This window comes from Rhodococcus sp. EPR-134, assembly GCF_001647205.1.
Lineage (GTDB): Bacteria > Actinomycetota > Actinomycetes > Mycobacteriales > Mycobacteriaceae > Rhodococcus_F > Rhodococcus_F qingshengii.
Window position 1 is genome coordinate 1 of sequence record NZ_LVCT01000183.1, and the last position, 3,015, is coordinate 3,015.

The following is a 3,015-nucleotide window of genomic DNA, read 5'->3' on the forward strand; positions in this document are numbered from 1 at the left end:
GCACATGACGTCTACCTGCGCCTCCATCTCCTCTCGCACCGTCTCGTCGCACCCCACGGTGTCAACCTCGACGGCCAGTTCGGCCTGCTCAGCAACGTCGTGTGGACCAACTTCGGCCCGTGCGCCGTCGAAGGTTTCGAGCAGGTTCGCTCGCGTCTGCGCATCCGCGGCGTCGTGACCGTGTTCAGCGTCGACAAGTTCCCCCGCATGGTCGACTACGTCGTGCCGTCCGGAGTTCGCATCGGTGACGCGGACCGTGTCCGACTCGGTGCACACCTCGCCAGCGGAACGACCGTCATGCACGAGGGCTTCGTCAACTTCAACGCCGGAACCCTCGGCAACTCGATGGTCGAAGGCCGCATCTCCGCGGGCGTCGTCGTCGACGACGGATCCGATGTGGGCGGCGGCGCCTCGATCATGGGCACCCTCTCCGGTGGAGGCAAGGAAACGATCTCCCTCGGCAAGCGCTGCCTCCTCGGCGCAAACGCCGGCCTCGGCATTTCGCTCGGCGACGACTGCGTCCTCGAAGCGGGCCTCTACGTCACCGCCGGCACCAAGGTCACCGGCCCGGACGGAACCGTCGTCAAGGCCAAGGAACTGAGCGGCAAGTCGAACCTTCTCTTCCGTCGTAACTCGGTCTCGGGTGCCGTCGAGGTCGTGCCGTGGAAGGGCACCGGCGTCGAACTGAACGCTGCTTTGCACGCCAACGACTGATGAGTAGCACCGACGTCTCCGACGGAACAACCACTGCTCTCGGCCACGGCCTCAAGGTCCGCCATCTGACGATGATGGGCCTGGGCTCGGCCATCGGCGCCGGCCTGTTCCTCGGAACCGGCGTCGGTATCGCCAAGGCCGGGCCGGCCGTCCTGATCTCCTACATCCTTGCGGGCGCCGTCGTGGTGTTCGTGATGCGCATGCTCGGCGAGATGGGCGCCGCGATCCCGGCCAGCGGTTCCTTCTCTCACTACGCGCGCCTGGGGATCGGCGAGTGGGCCGGCTTCGTGATGGGCTGGCTCTACTGGTTCATGCTGATCATGGTGCTGGGCGCCGAGATCACCGGGGCTTCGGCGATCGTGAACGACTGGGTGCCGTCGATCCCGCAATGGGTTGTCGCCCTGGTTTTCGTGGTGTTCTTCGCCGTGGTGAACCTGGCAAAAGTCAGCAACTTCGGTGAGTTCGAGTTCTGGTTCGCCGCAATCAAAGTCACCGTCATCATCGGCTTCCTGATCATCGGTGTCCTGCTGGTGTTCGGCATCCTCCCCGATACCGACCCGGTCGGTACGAGCAATCTGTTCGGCCAGGGCGGCTTCATGCCCAACGGGCTGTCCGGCATTGCCGCAGGACTTCTCGTCGTGGCATTCGCCTTCGGTGGGATCGAGATCGTCACCATCGCCGCAGCCGAATCCGAGAATCCGGAACGCTCCATCGCCGTCGCTGTCCGGAGCGTGGTGTGGCGCATCAGCGTCTTCTACATCGGCGCCATCTCGATCATGGTTCTGGTGCTGCCCTGGAACGACCCCGAACTCGAGAGCGGCCCGTTTGTGGCCGTCCTGAACAAGGCGAACATTCCAGGCGTTGCCGGGTTCATGGAACTCGTCGTAGTGGTGGCGTTGCTTTCCGCCTTCAACGCCAACATCTACGGCACCTCTCGCATGGCGTTCTCACTTTCGCGCCGCGGCGACGGACCCGCCTTCATGGCGAAACTGTCGAGCACCGGAGTTCCGACCAATGCCGTTCTGCTGTCGGTGTTCTTCGGTTTCGTCAGCGTCCTGCTCAACTGGCTGCTCCCCGACGACCTGCTCGGCATCCTGCTCAACGCAGTCGGCGCTGCGCTGCTGGTCATCTGGATCTTCATCGTCGTCTCGCATCTGCGACTGCGAAAACAACTCGAAGCGTCGGGCAAGCTGACGGTTCGGATGTGGCTGTTCCCGTATCTGAGCTACGCGACACTCGCGATGCTCGGTGTGTTCGTCGTCCTCATGCTCTTCGACGCCGATGCCCGTGCACAGTTGATCTCGACCACCGTGTTGTTCCTCGTGATCGCGGCATTGGGTTTCCTGAACGCCCGTTGGCGTAAGCAGAATCAGCCCGTCTGATCCGTGTGCCTATGCATCCCGCCTGTTCACGACGACGATGCTGAGACCGAATACGACGAGCACGAAGAGGGCGAAGTAGATCAGGCTGCCCCAGGGTCCCCAGTGGAAATCGACGCTACCGCCGGAACCGAGAAAATTGTTGGCGTTCATGAACGGCAGGAACGGCATGATCTTCTCGCCGATACTTCCGAACAGGTTGAAAAGATTCTCGATCAGCAAGGGCCACAACAGCAGAAGCGCGATCGCACCTGCAGACTGCCGGAGCAACGCGCCGACTCCGACGGCTAGAACTACGCAGAAGAACGCGTAGATCGGTGTTCCGTAGACGACCCGCCAGTTCTCGTCGCCGGACAGAGTCAGGAATCTTCCGGCGTCACCTGCCGTGGCCTTCGTGAGGGCGAAGGCGCCGAACGACAACACGAGAGTCAGCACCGCTCCGAACCCACCGATGAGGCCCGCTTTGGCGATGAGCACCGAGGCGCGGTTCGGAACGGCCTGGAATGTGGTTCGGATGGTCCCGAAACGATATTCGCTGGTGATCGCGAGGGCCGCCATGATCATCAGAACCAACACACCGAAGCCGGTCACTCCACTGAGTGCCCCCGAAACTGTCGGCATCATTGCACCGTTGGGGCCGCTGAGCGACGACTTGGCGCTCAGTCCGAAAACGGTAGCGAGTCCCAACCCGAGCACGATGATGATGATCGTGCACCACAGCGGCGACTTGGTCGTGGTGATCTTGATACGTTCCGCACTGAGAACAGCCATTACAGTGCACCTCCCATAGCCTGCTGCGTGTTTGCCTGCTGTGTATTTGCCAGCTGTGTATTTGCGTGGTGTGCACCGACACCCGGATCGATACCGGATGCGTGGTACTGGACATCGTCCCCGGTCAACTTCATGAACGCATCCTCGAGCG

General features: G+C 62.3%; 3 protein-coding genes. 2 read left to right on the forward strand and 1 reads right to left on the reverse strand.

The genetic code is table 11. The features are described 5' to 3' along the window. Together dapD and A2J01_RS08185 are read left to right on the forward strand one after the other, a co-directional pair. Positions 1–714, forward strand: a 714-nt coding sequence (dapD, locus tag A2J01_RS08180; RefSeq protein WP_064112481.1) for a 2,3,4,5-tetrahydropyridine-2,6-dicarboxylate N-succinyltransferase, incomplete at its 5' end; no start/stop codon positions are given. Further along, positions 714–2,096, forward strand: coding sequence for an amino acid permease (locus A2J01_RS08185; protein WP_003945184.1), 1,383 nt, complete (start codon positions 714–716; stop codon positions 2,094–2,096). The genes dapD and A2J01_RS08185, both read left to right, overlap by 1 nt. Before the next feature lie 9 nt (positions 2,097–2,105). Here the strand turns inward: A2J01_RS08185 and A2J01_RS08190 are convergent, their stop codons facing one another. Beyond that, positions 2,106–2,864, reverse strand: a complete 759-nt coding sequence (locus A2J01_RS08190; protein WP_050656815.1) for an ABC transporter permease — start codon at positions 2,862–2,864, stop codon at positions 2,106–2,108. Positions 2,865–3,015: the final 151 nt, after the last annotated feature.